This is a genomic window from Shewanella sp. CAL98-MNA-CIBAN-0140, from assembly GCF_040309905.1.
GTDB lineage: Bacteria > Pseudomonadota > Gammaproteobacteria > Enterobacterales > Shewanellaceae > Shewanella > Shewanella psychromarinicola.
Window position 1 is genome coordinate 1 of record NZ_JBEOPI010000251.1, and the last position, 249, is coordinate 249.

Genomic DNA, 249 nt, shown 5'->3' on the forward strand with positions numbered 1-249 from the left:
GGCTATGCACTTGCGCAAGCCATTCCTGGCCCTATGTTTACCTTAGCAACCTTTTTAGGGGCAGATTTATGGTTAGAATCTCCTATTTTGGGCGCGTTAGTGGCGACGTTAGCTATTTTCCTTCCAGGTTTTTTATTGATGCTGGTGGGCTTAAAAAGTTGGCATTCTATTAGCCAGCATCCTGCCATAGCCGGTGCGTTAGCGGGGGTAAATGCAGCCGTTGTTGGTTTATTGCTTTCGGCGCTATAT

Annotated in this window: 1 protein-coding gene; it reads left to right on the plus strand. The window is 47.0% G+C overall.

Annotated features, from left to right (window positions below; translation table 11 throughout):
* A partial coding sequence (locus tag AAEY93_RS20955; RefSeq protein WP_351079658.1) for a chromate transporter occupies window positions 1-249 on the plus strand: 249 nt, incomplete at both ends.